Origin of the sequence: Brevibacillus sp. AG, from assembly GCF_028369215.1 — a bacterium.
GTDB classification, from domain to species: Bacteria; Bacillota; Bacilli; order Brevibacillales; family Brevibacillaceae; genus Brevibacillus; species Brevibacillus porteri.
The window spans coordinates 279866-305611 of record NZ_JAQMYO010000005.1 but is presented as its reverse complement, the minus strand read 5'-3'; the positions used below and the strand labels follow the sequence as shown (position 1 = coordinate 305611).

25 protein-coding genes are annotated in these 25746 nt (G+C 49.1%); 16 read left to right on the top strand and 9 right to left on the bottom strand.

The window, feature by feature from the left end; translation table 11 throughout:
• The first annotated feature begins 77 nt into the window (after positions 1 to 77).
• The gene (gene pdxR, locus POF51_RS15320; RefSeq protein WP_271755686.1) at positions 78 to 1499 is read left to right on the top strand and encodes a MocR-like pyridoxine biosynthesis transcription factor PdxR; all 1422 of its coding nucleotides are present in this window, start codon (positions 78 to 80) and stop codon (positions 1497 to 1499) included.
• Here pdxR (POF51_RS15320) and POF51_RS15315 read toward each other — a convergent pair.
• The 3 genes from POF51_RS15315 to POF51_RS15305 form a co-directional block, all read right to left on the bottom strand.
• Positions 1494 to 1739: a DUF3951 domain-containing protein gene (locus tag POF51_RS15315; RefSeq protein ID WP_271755685.1), complete on the bottom strand. Its 246-nt coding sequence runs from the start codon at positions 1737 to 1739 to the stop codon at positions 1494 to 1496. The two genes, pdxR (POF51_RS15320) and POF51_RS15315, sit on opposite strands and share 6 nt — an antisense overlap.
• Before the next feature lie 142 nt (positions 1740 to 1881).
• On the bottom strand, positions 1882 to 3345 hold the full coding sequence (gene putP, locus POF51_RS15310; RefSeq protein WP_170831593.1) for a sodium/proline symporter PutP: 1464 nt from the start codon (positions 3343 to 3345) through the stop codon (positions 1882 to 1884).
• A gap of 186 nt (positions 3346 to 3531) precedes the next feature.
• Positions 3532 to 4011: a hypothetical protein gene (locus POF51_RS15305; RefSeq protein WP_017250677.1), complete on the bottom strand. Its 480-nt coding sequence runs from the start codon at positions 4009 to 4011 to the stop codon at positions 3532 to 3534.
• A 124-nt stretch (positions 4012 to 4135) separates the two neighbouring features.
• Between POF51_RS15305 and POF51_RS15300 the strand changes: the two genes are divergently transcribed.
• Complete coding sequence (locus POF51_RS15300; protein ID WP_069847928.1) at positions 4136 to 4342, top strand: cold-shock protein; 207 nt, start codon at positions 4136 to 4138, stop codon at positions 4340 to 4342.
• 116 nt (positions 4343 to 4458) lie between these two features.
• Here the strand turns inward: POF51_RS15300 and POF51_RS15295 are convergent, their stop codons facing one another.
• Together POF51_RS15295 and pdxR (POF51_RS15290) are read right to left on the bottom strand one after the other, a co-directional pair.
• Positions 4459 to 4659: a hypothetical protein gene (locus tag POF51_RS15295; RefSeq protein ID WP_007728714.1), complete on the bottom strand. Its 201-nt coding sequence runs from the start codon at positions 4657 to 4659 to the stop codon at positions 4459 to 4461.
• A gap of 117 nt (positions 4660 to 4776) precedes the next feature.
• On the bottom strand, positions 4777 to 6216 hold the full coding sequence (gene pdxR / locus POF51_RS15290) for a MocR-like pyridoxine biosynthesis transcription factor PdxR (protein WP_271755684.1): 1440 nt from the start codon (positions 6214 to 6216) through the stop codon (positions 4777 to 4779).
• Between the two features lie 107 nt (positions 6217 to 6323).
• Here pdxR (POF51_RS15290) and POF51_RS15285 point away from each other — a divergent pair, with 107 nt between their 5' ends.
• The 7 genes from POF51_RS15285 to cimA all read left to right on the top strand — a co-directional run bounded on the left by POF51_RS15285 (position 6324) and on the right by cimA (position 13905).
• Positions 6324 to 7118, top strand: coding sequence for a thymidylate synthase (locus tag POF51_RS15285; protein WP_069847924.1), 795 nt, complete (start codon positions 6324 to 6326; stop codon positions 7116 to 7118).
• Positions 7115 to 7591, top strand: coding sequence for a dihydrofolate reductase (locus POF51_RS15280; RefSeq protein ID WP_174226112.1), 477 nt, complete (start codon positions 7115 to 7117; stop codon positions 7589 to 7591). The genes POF51_RS15285 and POF51_RS15280 overlap by 4 nt, the downstream gene beginning before the upstream one ends.
• A 153-nt stretch (positions 7592 to 7744) precedes the next feature.
• Entirely contained in the window at positions 7745 to 8743 is a 999-nt protein-coding gene (locus tag POF51_RS15275) for a histidinol phosphate phosphatase domain-containing protein (protein WP_271755683.1), read from the top strand.
• Positions 8744 to 8818: 75 nt separating this feature from the next.
• Entirely contained in the window at positions 8819 to 10012 is a 1194-nt protein-coding gene (locus tag POF51_RS15270; protein ID WP_271755682.1) for a M20 metallopeptidase family protein, read from the top strand.
• Positions 10013 to 10129: 117 nt separating this feature from the next.
• Positions 10130 to 11236 carry a YheC/YheD family endospore coat-associated protein gene (locus tag POF51_RS15265; protein WP_271755681.1) on the top strand — a complete coding sequence of 369 codons (1107 nt, stop codon included), beginning with the start codon at positions 10130 to 10132 and terminating at the stop codon, positions 11234 to 11236.
• 88 nt (positions 11237 to 11324) lie between these two features.
• Positions 11325 to 12164 carry an alpha/beta hydrolase gene (locus POF51_RS15260; RefSeq protein ID WP_271755680.1) on the top strand — a complete coding sequence of 280 codons (840 nt, stop codon included), beginning with the start codon at positions 11325 to 11327 and terminating at the stop codon, positions 12162 to 12164.
• Between the two features lie 118 nt (positions 12165 to 12282).
• Entirely contained in the window at positions 12283 to 13905 is a 1623-nt protein-coding gene (gene cimA, locus POF51_RS15255; protein ID WP_271755679.1) for a citramalate synthase, read from the top strand.
• 337 nt (positions 13906 to 14242) lie between these two features.
• On the opposite strand, the gene POF51_RS15250 is transcribed toward cimA, so the two are convergent.
• Positions 14243 to 15106: a helix-turn-helix transcriptional regulator gene (locus POF51_RS15250; protein ID WP_271755678.1), complete on the bottom strand. Its 864-nt coding sequence runs from the start codon at positions 15104 to 15106 to the stop codon at positions 14243 to 14245.
• A 135-nt stretch (positions 15107 to 15241) separates the two neighbouring features.
• On the opposite strand from POF51_RS15250, the gene fabF reads away from it, so the two are divergent.
• The 3 genes from fabF (at position 15242) to POF51_RS15235 (ending at position 18196) form a co-directional block, all read left to right on the top strand.
• Positions 15242 to 16474: a beta-ketoacyl-ACP synthase II gene (gene fabF, locus POF51_RS15245; RefSeq protein WP_069847909.1), complete on the top strand. Its 1233-nt coding sequence runs from the start codon at positions 15242 to 15244 to the stop codon at positions 16472 to 16474.
• A 125-nt stretch (positions 16475 to 16599) separates the two neighbouring features.
• Positions 16600 to 17148, top strand: a complete 549-nt coding sequence (locus tag POF51_RS15240) for a sigma-70 family RNA polymerase sigma factor (protein WP_069847907.1) — start codon at positions 16600 to 16602, stop codon at positions 17146 to 17148.
• Positions 17123 to 18196, top strand: a complete 1074-nt coding sequence (locus POF51_RS15235; RefSeq protein WP_271755677.1) for a DUF4179 domain-containing protein — start codon at positions 17123 to 17125, stop codon at positions 18194 to 18196. Before POF51_RS15240 ends, POF51_RS15235 begins: the two co-directional genes overlap by 26 nt.
• A gap of 65 nt (positions 18197 to 18261) precedes the next feature.
• Here POF51_RS15235 and POF51_RS15230 read toward each other — a convergent pair whose 3' ends face one another.
• Positions 18262 to 18492 carry a DUF1128 domain-containing protein gene (locus tag POF51_RS15230; protein ID WP_007722824.1) on the bottom strand — a complete coding sequence of 77 codons (231 nt, stop codon included), beginning with the start codon at positions 18490 to 18492 and terminating at the stop codon, positions 18262 to 18264.
• Between the two features lie 31 nt (positions 18493 to 18523).
• Positions 18524 to 21016, bottom strand: a complete 2493-nt coding sequence (locus tag POF51_RS15225) for a DUF3656 domain-containing U32 family peptidase (protein ID WP_069847904.1) — start codon at positions 21014 to 21016, stop codon at positions 18524 to 18526.
• Between the two features lie 182 nt (positions 21017 to 21198).
• Here POF51_RS15225 and POF51_RS15220 point away from each other — a divergent pair, with 182 nt between their 5' ends.
• The 3 genes from POF51_RS15220 to POF51_RS15210 are packed head-to-tail and all read left to right on the top strand — an operon-like array spanning position 21199 to position 24340.
• A complete protein-coding gene (locus tag POF51_RS15220; protein ID WP_271755676.1) occupies positions 21199 to 22527 on the top strand; it encodes an ATP-binding protein in 1329 nt (442 codons plus the stop codon).
• Positions 22487 to 22660: a hypothetical protein gene (locus POF51_RS15215; RefSeq protein WP_017250660.1), complete on the top strand. Its 174-nt coding sequence runs from the start codon at positions 22487 to 22489 to the stop codon at positions 22658 to 22660. The genes POF51_RS15220 and POF51_RS15215 overlap by 41 nt, the downstream gene beginning before the upstream one ends.
• 3 nt (positions 22661 to 22663) lie before the next feature.
• The gene (locus POF51_RS15210) at positions 22664 to 24340 is read left to right on the top strand and encodes a peptide ABC transporter substrate-binding protein (protein WP_069847902.1); all 1677 of its coding nucleotides are present in this window, start codon (positions 22664 to 22666) and stop codon (positions 24338 to 24340) included.
• Between the two features lie 39 nt (positions 24341 to 24379).
• Here POF51_RS15210 and POF51_RS15205 read toward each other — a convergent pair whose 3' ends face one another.
• The gene (locus tag POF51_RS15205) at positions 24380 to 24973 is read right to left on the bottom strand and encodes a TetR/AcrR family transcriptional regulator (protein WP_017250658.1); all 594 of its coding nucleotides are present in this window, start codon (positions 24971 to 24973) and stop codon (positions 24380 to 24382) included.
• 200 nt (positions 24974 to 25173) lie between these two features.
• Here POF51_RS15205 and POF51_RS15200 point away from each other — a divergent pair, with 200 nt between their 5' ends.
• Positions 25174 to 25647, top strand: coding sequence for an N-acetyltransferase (locus tag POF51_RS15200; RefSeq protein WP_007722846.1), 474 nt, complete (start codon positions 25174 to 25176; stop codon positions 25645 to 25647).
• Positions 25648 to 25746: the final 99 nt, after the last annotated feature.

The window sequence follows — 25746 nt, the reverse complement described above, 5'->3', positions numbered from 1 at the left end:
TCATTGTAAAAGAGAACTGCTCCTATACACAGTGACAGTTTAAAAGAGTTAGATGGGAACAGATTGGAGGGCCGCTGATGGAGTACATGCCGATCATGGATGCACAGAGCAAAGAACCTCTGTATCAACAGCTATACAAGCAATTGAGAAAACGGATTGCATCAGGAGAGATACGGTCCGGAACCAAGATGCCGTCGATCCGTCAGTTGATGAAAGCGAGCGGAGTCGGAAAAAATACGATTGAGGCAGCCTATCAGCAACTGCTCGCAGAAGGCTACATCGTGAGCCGGGAGCGGAGCGGCTTTTTTGCTGCCGAGATCGAGAGATGGTCAGAGCCACTGGATCAGGATGAGGAAATTGCCTTGTATTCGTCCATCTTGAAAAAGAAAAAAGGGGAGCATCTCACCTGTCGCTACAACTTTCATGGCTCTGTCATCGATACGAAGTCCTTTCCTTACGCTGCATGGCGTTCTTGCATGCTGGAAGCGCTAGATATCTATCCGGAGGACTTTTCTTTTTACGGGGATGATCAAGGAGAGTGGGAGCTCCGAGAAGAGCTCAGTACATATTTGCGCAGAGCACGTACGCTCATTTGTCGGCCTGAGCAAATCATCATCGGCACCGGATTACAGCAGGCTCTCAGCTTTTTATGTCTGCTCTTGGCAGATCGGCATCGTGTGGTGGCGATCGAGGAGCCTGGCTATGCAGATGCACGGATCGTCTTTTCCCATCACGGCTATGAGGTCGTGCCCATCCCGCTAGCGGAAGAGGGCCTGTCCATTGAAGCTTTGGAGAAAAGCAAAGCAACGGTCGTGTACACGACGCCTGCCCATCAATTTCCGTATGGGATGGTGATGCCAGTCGGTCAGCGTCAGCAATTGCTGCAATGGGCAAAGAGAAAGAACGGAATCATCATCGAAAATGATTACGATGGCGAATTCCGCTACAATGTACACCCTACGCCATCTTTGCAAGGGATGGATCGGGACGGATGTGTTGTTTATATCGGCAATTTTTCCAAAGCATTTTCTCCAGCACTTCGCTTGGATTATACGGTACTTCCGAGGCAGTTGCTCGGGCGATATTTGGAAGCATTCCAGGCGTATCCTTCTCCGGTTTCCCGCCATTTGCAACGAAGTATGCAGTTGTTCATGCATAAAGGATATTGGGAAAAGCATGTCCGAAAAATGCGCACCGTCTATCACCGCAAGCACGATGCACTGCTTCGGGCGATACAGACCTACATGCCCCGGGAAGTCCGAGTTTTGGGACAGTCAGCAGGGCTGCATATTTTGCTCGAGGTAGATACTTCCCGAACGGAGAAGGAGCTGATCGACCTGGCGCGTGCGGCCGATGTTCGCGTTTATCCGAGCGGCCATAATTGGGCCAATGATCCGACAAATGCACGACCGCGAATCATCGTTGGATTTGGCGGAGTGGAGGAACAAGACATTGCGGTAGGAATCGGTCGTTTGGCAGAAGCTTGGTTTTCATTATGATCTGCGCTTTTGCCGAATCTTCTCGTTCTTATCCTTGTCATCCCCTTCTTTTTCCTCTGATTCTTTCTTTTCGATCTTTTGCTCATGGAATTCAACTGGCGTTTGCCCGAACACGCGATCTAGCGGGGTGTAGTAATGCTCGACTGGTTTCTTTTGCACAAAAAAGCGGTAGCAAGCCATCCCGAGCATGCCAAAAATCAAAAGGGATACGCCAATAATCAAGCCGGACATCATCATCATTCGTTTTTTGTCCCTCCTTTTTGTGGGGTTATGGATGATTTACGATGAGGGTCCCAAATCGTTTCAACAGAAAAAAGCAGCCTATGGCGTGGGACAGGGCAGTTGTCCAGCGCATAGGCTGCTTGGCATTTATCGGCAAGGATTATTTCATGCTTTTTTGGTACTCATCAAACTGAGAGGTTACTTCATTTGAAGGCTTGCTGGTCAAATGGCTGACAACTACGATGGCGAGCAGGCTAATGGCAAAGCCGGGAACCATCTCATAAAGGAAGTCCTTCAGTACATCAAAACGAGTCCAGATGATAACGGTAAGTGCGCCAGCGACCATACCCGCGAGAGCACCCCATTTGTTCATGCGCTTCCAATAGAGGGAGAGCAGAATGACAGGCCCAAACGAAGCGCCGAATCCGGCCCACGCATATCCGACGAGATCGAGGATCGTGTCATTTTTATTCAAGGCGAGTAAAAAGGCGACGACAGATACGAGCAAGACGGACAGGCGGCCAATCGTGACCAGCTCTTTGTCAGTGGCAGAACGCTTGAAAAAGGTTTTGTAAATATCCTCGGTCAAGGAGCTGGACGTGACGAGCAGCTGAGAGGAAATCGTACTCATGATTGCTGCCAAAATCGCCGCCAGCAAAAAGCCGGTAATGAGTGGATGGAACAGGATCGTACCCAGCTGGATGAAGATCGTCTCAGGATCGCTCAACGTCCAGCCTTGCTTGGAGTACAGGGCGATACCGACCAGACCTGTCAGCATGGCGCCAGCGACGGAGAAAATCATCCAGCCCATACCGATGCTGCGTGCTTTTTTGATCTCACTCGTGGACGTGATCGCCATAAAGCGAACGATAATGTGCGGTTGTCCGAAATAGCCGAGTCCCCATGCAAACAAGGAAATGATGCCGATCAGGCTCGTCCCTTTAAAAATATCGAGCAAAGAGGGATCGACAGCGTGGATCTCCGTAAATGTTTCTCCCAATCCGCCTGCGGTAAGAACGGTCACAAGCGGAACGAGAATGAGTGCGATGACCATAATGAGTCCTTGTACAGCGTCCGTCCAGCTTACAGCGAGGAAGCCGCCAAACAATGTGTAAGCAATGGTGACCAATCCGACAATCCATAGTCCGGTTTGATAACTCAGGTGGAAGGTGTTTTCAAACAACACGCCTCCAGAAACGAGACCAGATGAGACGTAAAAAGTAAAAAAGATCATAATAACAAGAGCCGAGACAAGACGAAGCATCCGAGACGCATCTCCGAAACGATTTTCCAAAAAAGCAGGAATCGTAATCGAGTTGTTGGCAACCTCCGTATACGAACGAAGGCGGGGAGCGACGTACAGCCAGTTGGCATAAGCGCCGAGAGTCAGACCGATCGCAATCCATGATGCGCTAAGACCTTGGGCAAACATGGCACCTGGTAAACCCATCATCAACCAGCCACTCATGTCGGATGCACCCGCGCTGAGAGCGGTTACAGTTGGACCCAGCGATCGACCACCAAGCATATAGTCAGTCAGATTGGAGGTACGTTTGTAGGCATAATAGCCGATTAACAGCATACCTGCCATGTACACAATAATAGATGCGAGCAGCATATTCATTGGCATCACCTCTTTGTGTTTAGTATTTATGAATTTTATATGAACATCTTACACGTTATCATGCCCAATTATAAAAATCTATAAGGAAACACAGAAAATTATGTAGAGCCTCAATAAAAAGTTTTTTAATAACACGAAAAAGCCCGCGAAGATTGATCGCAGGCTTTTCTTGAAATGTTTTCCAAATTACTGTACTTGAACCTGACCGTTTCCGTCGAGTGTTACTTTGAATTCCTTTACGACAGTAGGCTCCGCACCCTGATTGTTCAAATCGTGCTTAAGCACTTTGAAAGTACCATCGGCAGAGAGCGTGCCTGTATATTCAACACCAAACATGTCAGATTTGTAAAAGCTGAAGTTCGCTAGCTCGGTCTTTTGCAATTCTTCCACGAGCAACTGACCATCTCCGCTGAACATGGCATTACGCAATGCCTCAGAGGATTCGTATTTTTGCTGGAGGTATGTTTGTAGTTGTTTGGCGACTTCAGACTCAGCCAGTTGCTTGCCGGCTTCGAGAACTTGTTGTCCCGCTTCGACAGCCTGTTTGCCTGTCTCAATCGCTTGCTGTCCTGTTTCTACTGCTTGCTGGGCGGTTTGGACGCCTTCGGATATTTCGGAGCAGGCAGTGAGCAGCAGCGCGCATGCAACAATCAAAACTTTTTTCATGTGGTTCACTCCTTTCTGGCGTGACGATTCTTACTTTATTTATTTTACCGTATATCCACTGACTTCGCATCCGCATATGATGAGGTAAGCGTAAGAGCTGCATTGATTACAGGGAGGAAACACAATGATTCAAGGGAAAGTAAAATGGTTCAGCAAAGAAAAGGGCTATGGGTTTATTGAGCGCGATGGAGGACCTGATGTATTCGTACACTATTCTGCGATCACGGGGCAAGGTTACCGGAATTTGGAGGAAGGCGAGCAGGTGATTTTTGAGATTGTGAATGGACAGCGGGGGTTACAAGCAGCCAATGTAGCGAGGAAAGTCGTGTAAAAAAGGTATCATCTTCTAAACACACATGACGAAGGACTTCCTTCGATTCAAAAACGCCGTCATACCTGTACAAGGCAGACGGCGTCTTATTTATGTCATGTTGCGATCGGGATTGATCAAAGGTTGTTGTAGAGAAAGACTGACAGTGCAATGACCAGAGCGATCGTAATGATGCCGTAAATGATCAACAAATTGCGGGAGCGTTGTTTAAAGCCTCGTACTTTGGATTCAGATGGGTTAATTCCGATTTTAATCGTAACGACCAGACCTATAAGAACAAGTACAATAATAGCAATAATGAAAGGCAAAATACTCATAACAGCCAGTCCTTTCTGTATGGCACAGTCATCCTGCTGGATATACACGAGGATGCATACGGTAGCCTACTTCGATCATATACCGACCGTACAAAAATGTTGCCATCCACTTGGGGATTATTTTGCCCATCCACTTGCCATGAATGCATCCGCTAAGCGCGAAACTGCCTCAGGGATCTGATCTGTGGTAGCTCTGCCAAAGGTGAAGCGGACATATCCTTGCTCTGCCCCGAAAAGATGTCCCGGAACGAAGACAACTCCCCGTTTGACTGATTCTGTGAGAAGAGTTTCGCCGCTCCATTCCCCTTTGAATTTACACCACAAGTGAATGCCTCCTTCTGAACCGACCATTTCTACTTGGTCACCGAACTTGTCTTGAAGCGAGGAGACAAGCTGATCGTGCCGCAAGGATAGCTCTGTTCGCAGAAGATCGATGTGACTCACAAACTGAGGTGATCCGAGAAAGCGATTCGCGAGCCATTGCGGAAAAATGCTGTGTCCAAAATCAAACTGCTGTTTCGCATCTGCCAGTCTTTCCATGACAGTAGGCGGCCCTACGATCCAGCCGATCCGCAGACCTGAGGCTACGATTTTGGTCAAAGAGCTGATGTAGAGTACTGTTCCGTGTTGATCCAGCGATTTTAAGGTTGGGACGGGCTCTCTTGAAAAACTGGTCAAGCTATATGGATCATCCTCGATGATCGGAATCCCGTTTTCATAGGAGAACGCGAGCAATTCCTGGCGACGCTCTAATGAAAGCAGTGTCCCTGTCGGGTTTTGATAATTCGGATTGAGAAAAACCATTTTGATGCGGTGCTGGCGGTGCAGCTGTGCCAAGTGCTTTGGGTCGATTCCGTCCCGGTCGACAGGCAGTGAGAAGGTACGCAAGCCAGCGGAATGAAAAAGCGGCAAGGAATAACAGTAAGACGGCTCCTCAATGGCTACCGCATCTCCTGGCTTTAACAAGCATTGAACGACGAGGTGAAGAGCCTGCTGCGCTCCTGACGTGATCATGATCGAGGTAGCAGGTGCTGCGATGCTTCGCCATGTTTTCATATGGAGACTCAATGTCTCTCGCAAAGCCCAATTGCCCTGCGGATGCTCATAGCCGAGATGAGTGGGGAAGTCATCGGGGGTCATGAGCTGCTGAAGTGTTTGATTGGGGACGAGATCGGTCGAGAGCTCGCCACTCGCCAAATCAATCAACTCATTTTCCTGTGTTTCACGACGGATTTTGCGAATCAACGGTAAATTCGGGCGAAACGACCCTGACTCCGTCAAATGACGCCAGTTCGGAACGCGTGTCCGTGCGAGTCCCCAAATATCTTGGCTGACAATAGTACCACTTCCTTGAATGCGCTCGATCATACCTGCTGCTTGCAACTCATCGTATGCCGCGACGACGGTCGAACGGTTGACGTTCAGTTCCTTGGCCAGGGTGCGCTCCGAGGGCAAATAGCTGCCAGGACCGAATTCACCACTGCTGATTCTTTGCTCGATTTGCACTGCTATTTGTTTATATAAGGGCTTTATAGCCGTAGAAGATATACCTTCCATCCCGAATCCCGCTTTCTACATTTATCCATTTATTATATCATGACATTCCGATCTTTCATTTTCGTCTGGGTCAGGTAAAATAGATGAGATGGAAGGAGAGATGGACGATGAAACAATACCTGGATTTGTGCCAGCGCATTTTAGATGAGGGTGTCACAAAAGAGGATCGGACAGGCACCGGAACGACCAGTGTTTTTGGGCATCAGATGCGTTTTGATCTGAGTGAAGGCTTTCCAATGGTCACAACGAAAAAGCTGCATATGAAATCGATCATCCACGAATTGCTCTGGTTTTTATCAGGCGATACCAATGTCCGCTACTTGCAGGAAAACGGCGTGCGGATCTGGAACGAATGGGCCGATGAAAACGGAGATTTGGGCCCGGTATACGGAAGCCAATGGCGTTCCTTTGCGGGACGCGACGGCAAAACAGTGGACCAGATTCAATGGGTCATTGATGAGATTAAACGCAATCCGGACTCTCGCCGCTTGATCGTTAGCGCGTGGAATCCGGCTGAATTGGACAAGATGGCATTGCCGCCTTGTCATCTGTTGTTCCAGTTTTACGTAGCGAATGGCAAGCTATCCTGCCAGCTGTATCAGCGCAGTGGCGATACATTTTTGGGTGTGCCGTTTAATATCGCTTCCTACGCATTGCTGACGCATATGGTGGCGCATGTCACTGGACTTGAAGTGGGCGATTTTGTTCATACGATCGGTGATGCTCATCTGTATCTCAACCATATCGAGCAGGTCAAGCTCCAGCTCACTCGTGAGCCGAAACCACTGCCGAAGCTCGTACTCAATCCAGAAGTGACTTCGATTTTTGACTTCAAATACGAAGATATTGAAATCGTCGGCTACGAATCCCACCCGCACATCAAAGGCGAGGTGGCCGTATGATCAGCCTGATTGTTGCCTATGCCCGCAATCAAGTCATCGGAAAAGATGGGGACATGCCGTGGCACCTACCTGCAGACTTGAAAAATGTGAAGGAATTAACGACAGGCAAAACGATCGTCATGGGACGCAAAACGTTCGAATCGATCGGCAAGCCGCTGCCTAACCGCAGAAATGTCGTCCTGACACGCAGCCAGGACTTTCACCCTGAAGGTGTAGATGTCGTCCATACGAAGGAAGAAGTGCTCGCACTGGGTGATGTCATCATCTTTGGTGGCTCGGAAATTTATCGTCAGTTCCTCGATGTTGTTGATCGGCTGTACATTACGGAGATCGATTTGGAAACTGAGGGCGATACGTTTTTCCCAGCATGGGATCGCGATGCTTACACCTTGGTGGACAAGCGTGAGGGTATCGTGGATGAGAAGAACGTTCATCCGCATGCGTTTTACGTGTATGAACGAAAAAATAGCTGATAATCGAAAATGCCTCGTTGCTGAGGCATTTTTTTGTTCTTTTTTCACCTCTTTTGCTTAGTCGTTCGTCATGTGAATACTCGACATATGTATGGAACCACAAGCATATAAACGATAGAAAATAGCAGGGACGAACCCAAGGAGGTGATCGGGATGAAGGTAGACTTTCACGTCCATCTGGAGGAAGGGCCGTATTCGCTGGACTGGTTGCTCAAGCAAGCGGAATCATTGCGTCCCCTTGTGGAGCATGCCGAAGTGAAGGGGAGCCGAAAATGGGCTAGTATGCTGACCAATGGGTTGGCTGAGCGCCTTCAACAAGGCCCGTATTCACGGGACTGGCTTGAATTGTATCGATTACGTGCCAAACAGGCGGGGATTCAGCAAGTTTGCGTGGTGGAGCACTTATATCGTTTTCTTGAGTATCGGCCGTACTACGAGCAGCATGTGCACATCGGCGCTGATCGCTTGGGGACGGCGCAGCGCAAATGGCTGAGTCAGGTCGCAAATGACTCTCTGGACAGCTTTGTTGTTTTCATGCAAAAAGAGCGGCTTCGTTGGGCGGAGGACGGGATTGACCTGCGTGTCGGGATTGAACTGGATTATTTTTCAGGTGGAGAAGAGACACTGCGTCATGTCATCAATCAATATCCTTGGGATGTGTGCATAGGGGCCGTACATTTTCTGGAAGGCTGGGGCTATTCGATCCAGGATGCACGAGAACGCTTTGGAAGACAGGAACTAATCGGATTGTACAGCCTTTATTTTGATAAGCTGGAGCAGGCGATCGAATCGCAATTATTCGATGTCATTGCCCATATCGATGGCATCAAAGCGTTTGGTGTGCGACCGGATGAAACGGCACTATTGCCGTATTATCAGCGTGTGGCTCGAGCTCTTGGACGCAGGGAGATTGCGACGGAAATCAATACAGGCTACGGTCTGGCGAGTCAGTTCCGAGAATTTTCGCCCAGTTATCGCTTTCTGGAAATTTTGTTCCAGAATGAGGTGCCCATTACCTTGGCGTCTAGCGCTACTGCACCTGAGCAAGTCGGTCAGCAGTTGGACGAGGCTCGAGCGCAGTTGAAACGAGTAGGCTATACGAGCTTTGCGGTTTTTGAGAAGCGAAAACGCAGCATGCTCGCTCTGGATTAGTCAAGCTCCCCATTTGGCCCATGATTCTGCTATGATGAAAGAAGAATGGTGCATCCAGTGGGAGGAATAAAAACCATGGCCTTGCAGGAACAATTAAAAGAGCTGCTCAAAGAGATGGAGCCGCAAATCATTAGCTGGAGGCGTCATCTGCACCAGCATCCCGAGCTTTCCTTTCAAGAAGAGAAGACCCCAGCCCTTATTGCCGAAATATTGAGAGGACTTCATTTTGATGAGGTTCGCACAGGCGTGGGCGGTAGAGGAGTCATCGGCGTTTTGCGCGGAGGTCGCCCGGGAAAGGTCGTCGCGTTACGTGCGGATTTTGACGCATTGCCGATTCAGGATCAAAAAGAGGTGCCGTATAAATCTACCGTACCTGGCGTCATGCATGCGTGTGGACATGATGCGCACACTTCTCAGCTGTTAGGACTCGCTTCTGTGTTGGCAGCACATCGTGAGCAGTTTGCCGGAGAAATTCGCTTTGTCTTTCAGCATGCGGAAGAGGAAAATCCGGGTGGAGCTACCCAAATGGTTCAGGATGGTGCTGTAGATGGCGTCGATGCGATCTTTGGCGTTCATCTCTGGTCGATGTTCCCTGTGGGCAAGGTGTATATTAGTGCAGGTCCGCTCATGGCGAATACGGACGACTTTTCCATCGAGATCAAAGGAAGAGGAGGACACGGTGCTGTTCCAGAAGAAACCGTCGACTCCATTGTGATTGGTTCACAAATTGTCGGTCATCTCCAAACAATTGCCAGCCGCAACGTCAGCCCATTAGAGAGTGTGGTAGTAACCGTGGGGACGTTCCATGGGGGAGACAGTACGAACATCATCGCAGATAGCTGTCGTTTGACAGGGACTGTCCGCACCTTTTTGCCAGACGTCCGCGATCGTGCGGAGCAGCGCCTGACAGAAATTGCGGAGGGGACAGCTGCCATGATGGGAGGCAGCGCTACGGTTGTCTACGATCGAGGGTATCCAGCCGTCATTAACCATGAAAAAGAAGCAGCGATCGCACAGGAGGCAGCCATTGCTGCATTCGGAGCTGGTCGCGTGGAATCGATGAAGCCGTTGATGGGTGGCGAGGACTTTTCTTACTACTTGGAAAAGGTGCCCGGCGCTTACTTGTTCGTAGGGGCAGGCAATCCGGAAAAATTGGCGAGATATCCACATCACCATCCCCGCTTTGATATCGACGAGGATGCCATGCTGATCGCAGGCGAGCTCTTGGGACGAACAGCGTTGCACTATTTGGAAACACATCAACAATAAGAAAACTCATGAAAGATGCGCTTTTGCCTACATAGGACAAAGGCGCTTTTTTTGCTTTCAACCATAAGCTATACGAGGCTAGCTAGAAAATTGAACAAGGGAGGGAGTGGCCTTTCGGTGAGAAAACGGATAGGCGTACTGACCTACCGAGGAGAATCAGGCTTTGTCGAGCCCGGCTTTTTACGAAGGCTGGTTGAGGAAGGGAGAGAAATGGGGGCAGAGGTTTTTTTGTTTAGCCCACAAGATGTCCAGTTTGCAGAAAAGCGGATCAACGGTTTTGTACCAGATGGCACGAAGTGGAGACGAGAGTGTTTTGCCTGGCCCGATATTGTCATCGACCGTTATCGCTACTACCCATTGCCCAAGCATCGTGCCTATTTGCCATTTCGCAAGCAAGACTGGTTTCGTTATGCGAATAACCGCTTCTCGAACAAATATGTCGTTCATCAGATTTTGATACAAGATCCTGAGCTACAGCGCTGGCTTCCCGAAACACTCCCCTACGACAGAAAAACGCTTGATGCGATGCTTGCCGATCATCGTCTGGTTTATCTCAAGCCGACAAACGGCACAGGTGGCAGAAGCATACTGCGTGTGGAGAAACGAGCAGGTCGCTACCTTTTGCATGGCAGGACCAAGAAGCAAGCCAAAAGCTGCGAAAAACTGGCGACGCTCACAGAGGTGTGCGAGCGGCTGGAGCATTGGATGAAGAATGAGAAGAGCGGAAACGAGCAGTTTTTTCTTCAACAGGGGCTACGGTTGTCACTGGTTCCCAAGCGAACAGTTGATGCTCGCCTACTCGTGCAAAAGGACGGGAAGGGTCAGTGGTGTTTGACCGGGATGGGCATTCGCGTTGGGCCGTTACAATCGTCCACCTCGAATTTGCATGGAGGGGGAACCGCTTTACCTGCTGTTTCCTTTTTGGTCAAACGATTTGGTCAGGAAATGGCAGAGCGGATTGTGCTGGAATGCAAGGAGCTCGCGAGCAAGACTGTCACACGCATTGAAGAGCATTTCGGCCTGATGATGGAGTTTGGCTTTGATCTGGGGATTGATATTCACGGGAAGGTGTGGATTATCGAAATCAATCCGAAGCCAGGCAGAGAAATTTTCAAGCAGATGCGTCAGCACAAGCGATATAAGATGGCGGTTCGACGGCCGTTGGAGTATGCGTTGTATCTCGTTAATAAAGAGAAGTCTGAGCGACTGAGGGATCTTCCATAGAGGAAGGTCTCTTTTTTTGGTATTTCCGTTTCTTTTCAGAGGGGGACACGGCATAATAATAAAAAAATGCACAAGAGGTGAAACGCACATGCAAAAGCAATCATTTTCCATCGCACTCGACGAGGAGTTGACGCTGCGAGGAGACATTCATACGGAGGAAGCGGCGGGTTCAGCACAGCCGCTACTGCTATTTTGCCATGGCTTTAAAGGCTTCAAGGATTGGGGAAGCTTTCCCTTCGTAGCCGATGAGCTCGCCAAGCAAGGCATTACCACGATTCGCTTTAACTTTAGCTGCAATGGCGTAGGGGAGAGCTTGACGGAGTTCGATGAGCTGGAGAAATTCGGGCGCAATACGTATGCGCGTGAACTGGCTGATTTGCAAGCGTTGACGGAACGGATTTTGTCAGGCGAGCTTCCTGTACCCGATTATGTGGACAAAACGAAGCTGTACGTATTGGGACATAGCAAGGGCGGCGGTGATGCGATTTTATTCGGAGCAAATAACCCGCATGTGGCAGGGATTGTGACCTGGAACGGAATCGCCCATGTCGATTTGTTCGACGAGAAGCTGCGCCAACAAATAGAAGAGACAGGCGTCGGATACATAGCGAATGCGCGAACCGGTCAAGATATGCCAATCACGAGAGTCGTGATCGAGGACGTGGACAGCAATCGCCAACAATACGATATTTTGGAACGTGTTTCTACGATGGAACAACCACTGAGCATCATCACAGGAGAAAAAGATTATGTCCGTCTGGTAGAGGGTGCAAAAAGAATTCATCAGGCTGCCAAAAACAGCGAGCTGCACTGGATAGAAGGCGGAGATCATACATTTAACACGCGTCATCCGTTTGCAGGAACATCGGCTCCGTTGGAAGCTGCGATCAAACAAACCGTCGCATTTGTCCGCACCCCACGGACATAGAAAAAACCTCTATTTTCCTGCGTTTTCTTTCCATTTGGGCTGTGGTATACTGGGTATCGTCTAACGGTTTGAATGATGTGATTATTCAGAAAAATAACAGAACAGGTGGAGAAGAAACATGAATAGCAAGGTGTATCTGTATGATACGACCCTGCGAGATGGTACGCAGGGAGAAGGGATCAGCCTGTCGGTAGAAGACAAGATAAAGATCGCACTGCGGCTGGATCAGTTTGGTATCGATTTTATTGAAGGCGGTTGGCCAGGCAGCAATCCAAAGGACATGGCTTTTTTTGAGCGTATCCGGGAGATTCCGCTGCAGCACGCAAAGGTAACGGCTTTTGGCAGTACCTGTAGACCGAATGTAGCAGCGGCGGATGATGACAATCTGCAAGCGTTGATCTTAAGCGGGGTAGGCGCGGCGGCGATTTTCGGGAAATCATGGGACTTGCACGTGACGGATGCTCTCAAGACGACATTGGAAGAAAACGTGCGCATGGTCGCTGATTCGGTCGCATTTTTAAAAGAAAACGGACTGACGACTCTCTTTTTGGCAGAGCATTTCTTCGATGGGTACAAGGCGAATCCGCGCTATGCATTGCGGGTGCTGGAAGCGGCAGAAGAAGCTGGAGCTGACTGGATTGTTCTCTGTGATACAAATGGTGGGACACTGTCGCATGAAGTCTATGATATTGTCAAAACGACTGTGGGCCATCTACGGACGCCTGTAGGCATCCATCCGCATAATGACAGCGGAGTGGCAGTTGCCAATGCGCTAGCTGCGATTCAAGCGGGCGCACAGCAAGTACAAGGAACCATTAATGGCATCGGTGAGCGCTGTGGGAACGTCAACCTGATCTCCGTGGTTCCGAATTTGCAGCTCAAGCTCGGCTTTCACTGTGTGAGCACTGATCAATTGCAGGAGCTGACACAGCTGTCGCGCTATGTAGCGGAAATTGCCAACATGACGATGCCGAACAACCAACCGTTTGTCGGTTATAGTGCTTTTGCTCACAAGGGTGGTATTCACGTAAGTGCCGTGATGCGCGACCCGAAAACGTACGAGCACATCGAGCCAGAAAACATCGGCAACAAACGTCGCGTACTCGTCTCAGAGCTCGCAGGACAAAGCAATTTGCTCGCCAAAATGGAAGAGCTGGAGATCGATCTGTCGCTGGATCGCGAAAAGGCGAGAGAAATCATTACACACATCAAAGAGCGCGAATTCCAAGGCTATCAATACGAAGGAGCAGAGGCTTCGCTAACACTGATGCTGCTGGAAGCCTCTGGAAAGATGAAAAATCTGTTCAAGCTGGACTCCTTCAAAATCATGCTGGAAAAGGCAGCCGTCCAATCGATCACGTCGGAGGCGACTGTGAAGCTGCGTGTGAACGGGGAGTCTGTCCATACGGCAGCTGATGGCAATGGTCCGGTGAACGCACTGGACAATGCCATGCGAAAAGCATTGGAAGGCTACTACCCGTGCATTGCAAAAATGCAGCTGGAAGATTACAAGGTGCGTGTCTTGGATGAAAACGGCGCGACTGCCGCAAAAGTACGTGTCCTAATCGAATCCTCGAGCAACGGCGAAAAGTGGAGCACAGTCGGCGTCTCCACCAACGTCATCGAGGCGAGCTGGGAAGCGCTGGCAGACAGTATCCGTTATTTGCTTTGGAAGGAAGGTTGCGAGGAAGTCGGAAGCCTTGCTTCCTCCGGGACGCGCGTAGGAATTGTGAATCATTAATAAAGAGACCAGCCCTGGCATTTGCCGTTGGGCTGGTTTTCCTTTTGCGTGCAAGTTTTAGAAGGCCTCGATCTACGGACAAGGCTAGTGAGAAGAAAAAGCACAGGGCTCGCAGACCTTGACAACGCCTACCCAGTCGGAACTTCAAAAAGGGGACCACGCTTGTCGAACACTTCTTCCTCGAGAACCTTCCGCTCGTAGGGTGGCTTTGGCTCGACGGCCCCCTTTTTGAAGTGTAGACGGACAGTCAATCCCCCATGCAGGCGTGTCAGAGTCGAAGAGAACTGTGCTTTTTCTTCTCCTCCACTATGTTAACTCAAACTAGAAAGACCTTCGGTCACGGTTTGGTAGAAGAACCCGGCCGATCAATCAGTTGCCGCAGCTTTGTCTCCGTTGCAGAATTCGGGTCAGGCGTGTAAATGCTGCACTGCAAATCCGCGCTCCCGGAAACTTGCAGCGAAGTCAGATCAAAGAGCATTTTCCCTGCCTTTGCATGACGGAATTCCAGTAAAACCTCCGGGGCTGAGCTGACGCGGCTTTGCTCCCATAGATCGTGAAAGTCGGGATGAACCTGCCGCATTTCGCTTAAAAACGGCTCATACCACTCGTCCTCCACATACTGACCATAATTCGCGCGAAAAATTGCGAGAAAGCCGCTGACGAAATGCTCCCAGTTAACGGCCAGCCGTCGCAATTCTTTTCGCGTAAACACTAGGCGGATCAAATTTCGCTCTTCATAAGGGATTTGTTCAAAATCGAGAAAGACATGTGCGGCTGCCTCGTTCCAGCCCACAATATGACTGCGCCGATCTGAAATGATGGTTGGACACGAGCGCAACTCTTTTAAGATTCGTTTCAGGGCAGGATTGATCTTCGGCGGTTCATCTTTTGGCAAACCTTGCCCGACTCCCGTGCCTGTCTCTAGTGCCAGCGCATACAAATATTTGCGCTCATCGACGGTGAGCTGCAAGGCTCTCGCTACCGCATCCAGAACAGAAGGCGAGACCTTGATGTCGCGGCCTTGTTCCAGCCATGTATACCAGGTGGAGCTGACCCCCGCAAGCTGAGCAACCTCTTCTCTACGTAGCCCGGGTGTTCTTCTGCGCGTCCCAGGAGCCAGCCCGACCGATTGTGGCAGGATTTTGGCGCGCTGCGCTTTCAAAAAAGTAGACAGTGCTTGCAAACGCGTTTGCTGATTCATGGTACACTCTCCATTTCCTCAACTGGTTAAGATTGTTAGACTAGTACTCATTATACTAGGATAAACAACAACTTGTAATAGGATAACCCGTGTGACAAGATGATTCCCATAAGGCACTTGAATAGGAGGCTTACCATGGAAAAAGTCGTTGTTACAGGTATGGGAGTGATTTCCCCAATAGGGAATACAGTAAAGCAGTTTTGGAACAGTCTCGTCCAAGGGAAGTCTGGAATCTCGCATATTGACACTTTTGATACAGCACGTAATAAAACGAAAATCGCCGGTTTGGTGCGAGATTTTGATCCGGTAGAGCGGTTTGGGCGCAAAGAGGCGCGACGAATGGATCGCTTTTGCCAGTTTGCCCTTGCTGCTGTAGAAGAAGCGCTAGAGGATGCAGAGCTTCGGCTGGACGAGTTGGACCGCGAGCGAATCGGGGTATATGTAGGTTCTGGCATTGGTGGGGTAGAGACGCTCCTTGAGCAGCATGATGTCCTGCGTGAGCGAGGTCCAGAGCGGATTAGCCCGACGCTAGTTCCCATGCTCATCTCCAACATGGCAGCAGCGATGATCAGCATCAAGTACGGTCTGTACGGGCCGACGATGTCCCCTGTTACTGCTTGCTCGATTGGGAATACGTCCATCGGCGAGGCTTTCCGGCTCATTCGATCGGGCGGGGCGGATATCGTCATCGCAGGGGGGTCTGAGGCCGCAGTGACGGACATATCTCTCGCCAGCTTTAGCAATGCGACGGCATTGTCAACGAGAAATGATGATCCAGCAGGAGCGAGTCGGCCATTTGATTCCAAGCGGGATGGGTTTGTCATGGCAGAGGGTGCTGGAATTGTGATTTTGGAATCAGAATCACACGCCAAGAAAAGAAACGCCCGCATGTATGCCGAGGTGATTGGCTACGGGGCAAGCTCTGATGCCTATCATATGGTGGCGACACATCCAGAAGGAATCGGTCCCTATCGCGCGATGAAATGGGCCCTCCAGGAAGCAGGGGTGCAAACGACAGATGTGGATGTCATCAGTGCGCACGCTACCAGCACAGAAATCGGAGATCGCTCCGAGACATTGGCGATCAAAAAGCTGTTTGGCGAGGATGCTTACCGTGTACCGATCACCGCCAACAAATCGATGACTGGTCATATGTTTGGTGCAGCCGGGGGTGCGGAGGCGATCGCCCTGATTAAGAGCTTGCAGGAAGGAATCATTCCCCCGACGATCAATCAGGAGGAGCAAGACCCGGCCTGCGATCTGGACTATGTGCCAAATACAGCCCGCAGAGCTACCCTCACCATCGGCATGTCCAATTCCTTTGGCTTTGGCGGTCATAACGCAGTCATCGTGTTGAAAAAAGTGTAACGGATAGAGTCTGTTTCCGTAGTCTCCGGTAGACTATGAGAGCAGGCTTTTTTCATTTCGGTAAAAAATGTGAAACGTTTTACAGTCCTGATTTCTCTAACTGGGGAGAAAAGGAGGGGAACAGATTGAACAAAACGCTTGGTCTCGTTGCACGCGCCAAGACCGGTGATTCAGAGGCATTCCAAATGCTCATGCACCAGGAAAAAGCCAATCTGTACAAGATGGCTTTCGTGTACACGCGCAACGAAGAGGATGCGCTGGAGGTTTTTCAGGAAACGGTCTATAAGGCTTTGATCTCCATTTCAACCGTAAAGGATGATCAATATTTTACGACATGGCTGACGCGAATTTTGATCAACACGGCGATTGCCTATTTGGCAAAAAAGCGAAAGGTAATTTCGCTGAGTAAAGACATGATCGAAAATATACGAGATACAGAAGGTGTAAGGCTGGAAGAACGAATCGACCTTTTGGAAGCAATGGGAGAGCTCGAAGAAAAGTATGTAACGGTTCTCTTGCTGCGATTTTATAAGGACTATTCTGTAAAGCAAATCGCAGCCTTTCTAGATTGCCCGGAAGGCACCGTGAAAACGAACATACACAGAGGTCTTACTCTATTAAGGAAGAAGCTGAAAGGGGAGTATTTCCATGAGAGAAAAAATTCATGCCTATAAAGAGCAAGTAGATCGCATTCCGGTCCCTACAGAGAAGCTGGACGACATTATCACCAAAACGGTTCGAGAAGTAGCGCCACAAAGAAAACGCCTAAACAAAACGAAGCTGGTGTATAGCACAGGGGCTGCAGTCGTTGCTCTAGGTATCTTGTTTAGCTCAGCGGCTGTCTCGCCCGCGATGGCAAACCTAGTCTCCAAGGTGCCATTGATCGGATCGATATTCGCGACTTACGGTGACAGCGGATTGAAGCAAGCGAGTGAAAAAGGCTTAACGACTGTCATCGGCGAGTCGCAGGACGTGGGTGGCAATGCGATAACCGTCAATGAAGTCTACTATGATGGGACACGCTTTACGATTGGGTACACATTGGAAACGAAGGAGGCAGTCGGAGAGCATTATTTAGGCTCCTCACCAGATTTGACAGTGAACGGGGAAGCGTTTGGATACGCAGGAAGCAACAAGCAAACACAAATCACACCGACACTTGCGACCGGAATTGTCGATATCGACGCAATGAATGACTTGCCTCAGGAGTTCAAGCTAGGGTTGAGCTTCCAGGGGGAGGACGGCAAGAAGTGGAGCTTCTCCCTACCAATCAGTGAACGTACAGATACGAAACGCATTCCGATTAATCACCAGCAACAAGCTGGAGGCATTGACCTGACCGTTTCGGATGTCACACTGGGTCCAGCAGGGCTGGTTGTGAGCTTCCAGGCAGTAACCGAGGAAATTGGGTATTTATCGAGCTATTTGGAATTCAAGGTGGTTGATGAAAAAGGGAACGAGCTGGGAGCGTACTCAGGCGGTAGCCAAGGCAAAAAGTCCGACGGCAAAGAGTATCTCACGGGTACAAGACGTTTCGACCCAGTGACAGCAGATGTAAAAGAATTAACGATCACGCCATATATGTCATTTCCTACGAACGGTGGTGGTGTCGAAATGGATGGCAAAGGGAAAGAAACACTGATCCAATCAGCAATCGAGACGATACAAAAGCATGGAAAGGACATCAAGTTCCATACGTTTACCATTTCCTTGCAAAAATAAAACCACACAAAAAAGCGTCCCTCCACATACTGGAGCGACGCTTCTTTACTTGATCAGGGCAAAAACTAGGATTGCTTTCTCATCGCACCTAGCTCTTCAACGATGGCGGTCATTTCATTGATACCAAACGCCGCTTTTTTCTGCACCATATTGTACAGGTACAGCAAATCCTCGTAATGAACGAGATCGAAATCCTCCGGGCGCATCACCGCCGTATTCGCCATGTTCAGCTTTGCTTTGATGCCCTCGATAATAACGGCCAGGTTTTCTACAGTAGGTTGATTCAGGTCAGCCATACTTTCTCTCTCCTCTCATCAAAGCTGGTATTTATTTCGTCAGTTGCCCACGTGTGACGCCCAACTGGTTGGTTGCCTTCAGGGTACGCCATACGTGTGTACCGCTAACTTCTCCGCGCAATGCCTTGCGATACAGACTGATTACTTCTTTCACGCGCTCTGGCTCTTCTTCCAAAAACTCGATGCGGTAGCTGCCGACATTCAGGGAGCGGAACTCGCTCAAGTACTCAGCACCGGACTGGTCAATCGCATTATAAACGGTATTGCGGCAACCGGTATCCACACGTATAGGGTGAGAGAAACCGACGCGGTCTTTCAAAGAAATGCGGGAGGTCTCACATGGAGTTCCGCAGTTTGTATGGTCAGTACCTTCACTCATGAATGTGCAGTATACGCAGTGCTCGGTGTGGAACATCGGCATGTGCTGGTGGATAACCAGCTCCATGTTCGCAGCGTTCGAGCGGCTGAGCAGATCGACCATCTGCTGGATGTTCAGATCGTACGATGGCGTAACGCGGTCAAGACCTGTTGCGAAGAACAGCTCAACTGCCTTGTGGTTCGCGACATTCAAGGAGAAATCGCCAATGAGCGGAATGTCGATTTCTTCACGGCGAGACAAGTAGTAATAGAGTGCTCCCGTGTTGCGCACCAAAATAGCGTCTGGCTTGCTTTTTGCGATCAGGGCAAGGACACCGTTTTCATCCGGCATATGAATGCGCATTGTAGCAATCCCGATCTTTTTCCCGTACTTATGGGCCAGCTTGACACCCTCTGGATATTGCTTGACGAATTCAAAGTCAGCGTAGAGGAAGTCCACATCTGTTTGCGCAGCTGCTTCCAATTGCTCAAGCGAGCGGCACAGAGCTGTCAGGAGTGGTTTTTCCACTGGTTTGCTCGTTGGTACGTCCGCGTATACATTGATATCGTGATGGTGGTAAATCGGCGGCTTGGAACGCAGGAACACGAGCTGCTCGACTGCGTCACGGCGCATCCGGTTCAACTCACTGACAGGTACGATGAGATCCCCTTCGAGATCGACAGTCAGATCGTGAGCTTCCAGGTGGAAAATAGTTCCGCCTAGACGGCTGAGTTGATCGTGCAGCAATTCCTTCGTCAGAGGACGCTTCAAAGCAGTCTCCAGCAGCACGTCGGAAGGAACACTGACAGCGTGATTCTCCTGTTTATCCACCCAAGTGACGCTGAGCTTTTCACCCAGCTTGCCGCTTACGTGAACGGACAGCGGGAAGGTGCGATAAGGCTTTTCCGTCTCAAACGTTTTGCGCAGGCGACGATCCAGCTCAGGATCGCTTGTCTTCCATACGCGATCACCGACGTGAAGACGTTTCAGATTTACGTCATTGCGTCCCATGACGATTTCGTACATGCCTTTGGAAACTTCGCCTTCTACTTTTTTACTGCGGCTCAAAATATCGTAGATGCGACCGCCTTCTTCTTTTTGCGTGGGGTCACCCGCGTCGAACACGATTCCGTCTCCGCGTTTGACAGGAGCAGTGATGTCCACCAGTACGCCTGTAGGAAGCAGTTTTTTCACGGTTCCCAAAAACACACCGCGGCTTTTCGGGAACGATCCATCTACGAGCTGCTTGTTGTTTGTCCCGGTCAAAAATCCGTGTGTAAACCCGCGAGAGAAGCTTTGTTGCAGCTCGCGTACTTCTACCTCGGATGGTCCTGTATCTTGTCCGGCAAAATAACGCTCGATGGCAGCGTTGTATTTACTCACGACGTTTGCAACGTATTCAGGTGTTTTTAGACGACCTTCAATTTTAAAGGAAGTCACGCCAGCTTCGATCAGCTCAGGAACCAAATCGATGGCAGCCAAGTCCTTCGGGGACAGCACATAAGCGATATTTCCCATATCCTTTTGCACACCATCTACCATCAGGTCATACGGCAAGCGACAGGCTTGGGCACACTCTCCGCGGTTTGCCGAGCGTCCACCCCACATTTCCGAGGTCAGGCATTGTCCGGAATAAGAAACGCACAAGGCGCCGTGGACGAATACTTCCATCGGCAGCTTTGCTTTTTCCCCGATTTTTTTGATCTCTTTTAATGAATTTTCACGACCAAGTACGACGCGTTCCATATCAAACGGCTTCGTGAACTCCACCGCTTCCGGAGAAGTAATCGTCATTTGCGTAGAGCCGTGAATCGGGAAGTCTGGAGAAATCTCGCGGATCATCTTTACAAGACCGAGGTCTTGTACGATCACAGCATCTACTCCAGCGTGAATACAGGCGTCTATCAACTCGCGTGCATCTTCTAGTTCATTTTCAAAAACGAGAATATTAAAGGTAAGGAAGCCCTTTACCCCGTACATGTGCAAATAAGCCATAATCTCAGGCAGTTCAGCCATTTGGAAGTTCTCAGCACGAGCACGCGCGTTGAACTTTTCTACCCCAAAAAAGATGGCATTGGCTCCGTTGGCCACGGCTGCCTTCAAACAGTCCCAGTTACCAGCAGGTGCCAACAGCTCGATATCTTCACGCTTTATACCATTTCGCATTTGTATGTCATTACCTCCAAGGTCTTCAAACAAGCTCTTCTTCATCATAGGGAAATGTGCTGGTCACCGCAACAAAAACATCCTTTCTGCCAGATGTTGAAAATGTGCCTTCCAGAAAGATACCTAGAGATGGTATTCTGTAAGAAAAATCGAAATATTCTAAGAGCCAGGGGAACCGATATATGTTAATCATCAAAGACATTTTGCTGCAGTTACTGTTCGTTATCGTCCCTGTTTTGCTGTATAGAAATGTTTGGCTGGGGCGATCAACCTCGAACAAGATGAGCGTCAAGTCATCAATGGTTATCGTTTGTAGCTCGATCAGCGTCATTTTTGCCATGAGCTTTCCAGTACAACTCAGTAATGGTATGGCGTACGATTTACGCTCGATACCAATCATTATTACCATTTTATACGCTGGGTATATCCCGGGCATTTTGACGATTTTGGTGATGTTTGTCGTAAGGATCGTTCTGGGTGGCGATGGCGTTCTCATAACGATTCTTGGAACGATGGTCTACGCGATCATACCGTTTTTGTTGGTCAATCGTTGGTATGGCTACTCTTTGCGAAAAAAACTAGCGGTCGTTCTCTTAATCGGATGTTTGAAGCAGCTATCCATCATCGGTGGCGGGATGGTTGTTTTGATCTGGAGAGGGTTCCCGTTGTCCATCATTAACGATTATCTGGAGCCGCTAGTGGAAATCGGCTACCTCGCTTTGATCATACTAGGTGGAGCCGTTTATTTCATCGAGTTTATTCGAGAATCTCATATTATCCGCAAGCAAGTCGAACGTTCAGAAAAGCTGAACCTGATTAGCGAGCTGGCAGCCAGTGTCGCCCATGAAGTGCGCAATCCACTCACAGTGGTACGAGGCTTTGTCCAATTGCTGCGTGAGGAGTCGAATCCGAAAAACATTGAATACATCCGATTGGTCTTAAATGAACTCGATCGGGCTGAATTTATTATTTCCGACTATTTGAATCTGGCCAAGCCTCATTCTGAGACGCTGGAGCGACTGGAGATTTCGCATACCGTGAAAGAAGTGACGGCCATCATGTCCTCTTACAGCGTCATGAACCGAGTGGAAATCGCCTGTGAGACCGAACCGGGCCTATTCGTTGAGAGCAACGCCGTTAAGCTCAAGCAAGCATTGATGAATCTGATGAAAAACGGTATCGAATCGATGGGGCAAGGTGGCGTACTGCACGTCACCGTACAAGCAGCCGGGAACTATCATGTGATTTCCATTAAGGATGAGGGAGAGGGGATGACGCTGGAGCAGATTGAACAGATTGGGCTTCCTTTTTATTCGACAAAGGAAAAAGGGACAGGTCTCGGATTAATGGTAACTTGCCGGATCATCGAGGCGATGCAAGGGACGATCCACTTTCAGAGTGAACGAGGACACGGAACGCAGGTGACAATTGAACTGCCTGCCGTGTATACGACCGAAAAAGGAGGCGAACATGGACAAAGATCAAGAGGTGTGGGAGCGACTCTTTCATGAGTTGGCTGTAATCAGAAGCGAATTAAAAGCGTTCAAGCTCGAAACACGTGCAGAGCTCTATCAAATCAAAAGCGAGCTGAAAGAATGGCAGCAGAGAGAAGAACAGCGAAGGCTCCCGAGCGAAGGGGAATAAACCATGCGACGTTCCATAAACCGATGGTGGCAACAAACAGGAAAAGCTGTTTTCGCAGCAGGCTTGGCTTTAGCTCTAGCTGCATGCGGACAACCACAGGAAGCAGCAAAGCCTGCCACACAACCAACGACAGAAGCTACGCCAGCTATTGCATCTGTGCAACCCGAACAAATACTTAAACTGAATAACTTTACAGAACCGCTTTCTCTTCATCCCGGACTCATTTCGGATGTTTGGTCATCCAATGTTATTTTTCAGACGTTTGAGGGGCTGACTCGCATTGACGACAAGGGCGTTCCACAGCCCGCCATGGCGCAGGAAATCAAGGCATCAGACGATTTGTTGACGTACACCTTCACGATTCGCGACAATGCGAAGTGGTCGAACGGCGACCCCGTAACCGCGCATGATTTTGAGAACGCCTGGAAATGGGCACTCGATTCCAAAAACGGTTCAGAGTATGCCTATCAGCTGTTTTATGTAAAAAATGCAGAGGCGGCCTTTGCTGGCAAAGCGAAGCCCGAAGAGATCGGGGTCAAGGCAACAGATGACAAGACACTTGTCGTCCAACTGGAAAATCCGACGCCGTTTTTCTTGGAGCTCACGGCTTTTTACAGCTACTTCCCGCTGAATACCAAAGTGGTGAAAGACAAACCGGACTGGGCGAAGGAAGCAGGACCAGCCTACACCTCGAATGGACCGTTCAAACTCGATACGTGGGAGCATAAAACCAAGCTGACGCTTACGAAAAATGAGCATTACTGGGAAGCAGACGCTGTTAAGCTGACCAAAATCGAAATGAATATGATCAATGACGCAAATACAGAGCTGTCGATGCTGGAGGGCGGCGATCTCGATTGGGCAGGTGCCCCAACTGGCAATCTACCACTCGACGCGATGCCGACTCTGAAGGAAAAAGGATTGCTGGTGATCACGCCAAAAGCCGGGACGTATTGGTATGAATTCAACACAGAGCAAAAGCCTTTCCACAACAAAAAAATTCGCCAAGCCTTTTCCTACGCGATTAACCGGAAAGACATCGTGGAGAACATCACGCAAGGAGGGGAATTGGTTGCGACAGCCGTAGTGCCGCCTACGATGTTTGCTGAGAACGAGCAAGGCTTGTTTCCAGGCAACGACATAGAAAAAGCCAAGCAGCTGTTGGCGGAAGGCATGAAGGAAGAAGGGTACGCTAGCGTCGACCAGCTCCCGCCGATTACACTGTCCTATAATACAGAGGAAGCACAGACCAAAATAGCGCAAGCCGTACAGGACATGTGGCAAAAAAACTTGGGTGTGCATGTCAAGCTGGAGAATCAGGAATGGAATGTCTACTATGAAAACGTGAAAAACGGGAAGTACCAAGTAGCGCGGATGGGGTGGACAGGGGATTTCAACGATCCGATCAACTTCCTAGAAATATTCCGAACGAAGGAAGGCAACAACCATACTCGTTGGGAGAATCGTCAATATGCCGATCTATTGGCGGCTTCTGCCAAGGAGAAGGATGCTGCCAAACGAAAAGCGATCTTGCAAGAGGCTGAGAAAATCTTGGTGGACGAAATGCCAGTCATTCCGTTTTATTTCAAGTCTACGGTGTATGCACAGAACCCCAAGTTGAAAGGCGTAGTCATTTCAGGTTTGGGATATGCACAGTACAAATGGGCGTATTTCGAATAAATCATACAGTAGTCACATTCGAAGGGCTGGTCAGTCGGATTATTCCACGACCAGCCCTTCGAATACGATAGAGACCTTCTCTTCCATGATTTCTTCGAGTGCCCAGGCGCCTTCGCTGCGTACCCAATCATAAAGAGCGTTATAGTAAATGTTTTCCAACATATTCGCAGCGACAAGAGGGTTGAATTTGCTTTTCAATTGATTCTTTTCTTGCGCTTCTTCAATCAGGTCAGCGAAAAGTTGACGCAATTCAAAGTACATGTTCTTTTCATTCTCAAGTACTTTCCGATGTTTCATCGAGGATTCTACGACGACTTTGATGAAATCGAAATTGGTGATGGTGACTTCATTCATGATCTTGTAGATCCGGAGCACCTTCGATTTGCATTCGTTACCATAATCCCACTCTTCCCGGCGCTCCTCGATTTCATGCAGACGCTCATATCCCCAGTTAGCGAGAATGGCTTCCTTTGAAGTGAAATGCAGAAAGATCGTACCGCGTGCAACATCGGCTTCTTCGGAAATCATGTCGATTGTGGTTGCTTCAAAGCCGTGCGTTTTGAAAAGCTTGATGGCAGCATTGAAGATTTTTTCGCGTGTTTCGCGTTTTTTCCGTTCCCGTCTCGTCGTCAAGTATGTAGCACCTCCTTATGAACTCGTACGCTTGATTATAACACAACCGTTACCTAACAAAAGAATAGTTCATGCAATTGAGCATAAATTAGGTGAAAAAAGGATAGACTTCTGCGCAGATCGAATGTATATTTATATACTATAATGAATAAATATTAAATCATGCCAGGCTCGAAATGCATGGGGTGGAGGAGAGTAGAATGGGTGTTGCAAAGGCACTGGCAGTACGTCAGGCTACGATGAAAGACGTGGATGCCATGTTGGAGATTGTTAATGAATATGCACAACAAGGCTTGATGCTACCACGTACGAAGCTGTCTTTCTTAGAAAACTTGCAATCCTTTATTGTCGCTCATGATGGAGATTCGGTCGTAGGTGTCGCAGGCCTACATATTTTGTGGGAGGATCTGGCTGAGATCCGCTCCTTGGCTATCTCGGAAAAAGCGAAGGGGATGGGCGTAGGGAAACATCTGGTTCTTCATTTGGTTGAGCAATGCCGCCTTCTGGGAATTAAGCGTGTACTGGCGCTGACCTATCAACAAGTGTTTTTTGAAAAGTGCGGGTTTTGGGTGGTTGCCAAGGAAACACTGCCGCAAAAAGCTTGGAAGGATTGTATTAATTGCTCCAAGCTGCCGATGTGCGACGAAATTGCTATGATTTTCGAAACAGCCTGATACTTTGGTCTAGCTTTCCTTTTTCCTTTTCTGGTACTATATTCATATGAATAGTAGAAATATAAATAATATTCTATAAGTATACCAGAAAATGAGATT

Excerpts from the sequence above, each read along its gene's own strand:
- POF51_RS15305 (WP_017250677.1), bottom strand. The coding sequence starts at position 4,011 with ATGAAAAAAGTTTTGATTGTTGCATGCGCGCTGCTGCTCACTGCCTGC.
- POF51_RS15300 (WP_069847928.1), top strand. The coding sequence starts at position 4,136 with ATGATTCAAGGGAAAGTAAAATGGTTCAGCAAAGAAAAGGGCTATGGG.
- POF51_RS15285 (WP_069847924.1), top strand. The coding sequence starts at position 6,324 with ATGAAACAATACCTGGATTTGTGCCAGCGCATTTTAGATGAGGGTGTC.
- POF51_RS15210 (WP_069847902.1), top strand. The coding sequence starts at position 22,664 with ATGCGACGTTCCATAAACCGATGGTGGCAACAAACAGGAAAAGCTGTT.
- POF51_RS15260 (WP_271755680.1), top strand. The coding sequence starts at position 11,325 with ATGCAAAAGCAATCATTTTCCATCGCACTCGACGAGGAGTTGACGCTG.
- POF51_RS15280 (WP_174226112.1), top strand. The coding sequence starts at position 7,115 with ATGATCAGCCTGATTGTTGCCTATGCCCGCAATCAAGTCATCGGAAAA.
- POF51_RS15215 (WP_017250660.1), top strand. The coding sequence starts at position 22,487 with ATGGACAAAGATCAAGAGGTGTGGGAGCGACTCTTTCATGAGTTGGCT.
- pdxR (WP_271755686.1), top strand. The coding sequence starts at position 78 with ATGGAGTACATGCCGATCATGGATGCACAGAGCAAAGAACCTCTGTAT.
- POF51_RS15235 (WP_271755677.1), top strand. The coding sequence starts at position 17,123 with ATGAGAGAAAAAATTCATGCCTATAAAGAGCAAGTAGATCGCATTCCG.
- POF51_RS15230 (WP_007722824.1), bottom strand. The coding sequence starts at position 18,492 with ATGGCTGACCTGAATCAACCTACTGTAGAAAACCTGGCCGTTATTATC.
- POF51_RS15295 (WP_007728714.1), bottom strand. The coding sequence starts at position 4,659 with ATGAGTATTTTGCCTTTCATTATTGCTATTATTGTACTTGTTCTTATA.
- POF51_RS15270 (WP_271755682.1), top strand. The coding sequence starts at position 8,819 with ATGGCCTTGCAGGAACAATTAAAAGAGCTGCTCAAAGAGATGGAGCCG.
- POF51_RS15275 (WP_271755683.1), top strand. The coding sequence starts at position 7,745 with ATGAAGGTAGACTTTCACGTCCATCTGGAGGAAGGGCCGTATTCGCTG.
- POF51_RS15315 (WP_271755685.1), bottom strand. The coding sequence starts at position 1,739 with ATGATGATGATGTCCGGCTTGATTATTGGCGTATCCCTTTTGATTTTT.
- putP (WP_170831593.1), bottom strand. The coding sequence starts at position 3,345 with ATGAATATGCTGCTCGCATCTATTATTGTGTACATGGCAGGTATGCTG.
- POF51_RS15200 (WP_007722846.1), top strand. The coding sequence starts at position 25,174 with ATGGGTGTTGCAAAGGCACTGGCAGTACGTCAGGCTACGATGAAAGAC.
- POF51_RS15220 (WP_271755676.1), top strand. The coding sequence starts at position 21,199 with ATGTTAATCATCAAAGACATTTTGCTGCAGTTACTGTTCGTTATCGTC.
- fabF (WP_069847909.1), top strand. The coding sequence starts at position 15,242 with ATGGAAAAAGTCGTTGTTACAGGTATGGGAGTGATTTCCCCAATAGGG.
- pdxR (WP_271755684.1), bottom strand. The coding sequence starts at position 6,216 with ATGGAAGGTATATCTTCTACGGCTATAAAGCCCTTATATAAACAAATA.
- POF51_RS15250 (WP_271755678.1), bottom strand. The coding sequence starts at position 15,106 with ATGAATCAGCAAACGCGTTTGCAAGCACTGTCTACTTTTTTGAAAGCG.
- POF51_RS15225 (WP_069847904.1), bottom strand. The coding sequence starts at position 21,016 with ATGCGAAATGGTATAAAGCGTGAAGATATCGAGCTGTTGGCACCTGCT.
- cimA (WP_271755679.1), top strand. The coding sequence starts at position 12,283 with ATGAATAGCAAGGTGTATCTGTATGATACGACCCTGCGAGATGGTACG.